Here is a 209-nt window from a genome sequence, read left to right on the forward strand (position 1 = left end):
CAAACTTCAGAAGCAGTGGTGGTGGAGCCAAGCGGGATCGAACCGCTGACCTCCTGCGTGCAAGGCAGGCGCTCTCCCAGCTGAGCTATGGCCCCGTATTTCTACAGGTTTCCCACACAAAAATTGGTGGGTCTGGGCAGATTCGAACTGCCGACCTCACCCTTATCAGGGGTGCGCTCTAACCAACTGAGCTACAGACCCAATTTCGG

The 209-nt window shown here is 56.5% G+C and carries 2 tRNA genes; both read right to left on the bottom strand.

Annotation, left to right across the window (positions count from 1 at the left end):
* Positions 1-19: 19 nt before the first annotated feature.
* A tRNA-Ala gene (locus tag ACM6HV_RS16485) sits at positions 20-95 on the bottom strand.
* 29 nt (positions 96-124) lie between these two features.
* Positions 125-201: transfer RNA gene (locus tag ACM6HV_RS16490), tRNA-Ile, on the bottom strand.
* Between the last annotated feature and the right edge of the window lie 8 nt (positions 202-209).

This window comes from Pseudomonas sp. IT-P260, from assembly GCF_949768395.1.
Taxonomy (GTDB): domain Bacteria; phylum Pseudomonadota; class Gammaproteobacteria; order Pseudomonadales; family Pseudomonadaceae; genus Aquipseudomonas; species Aquipseudomonas parakoreensis.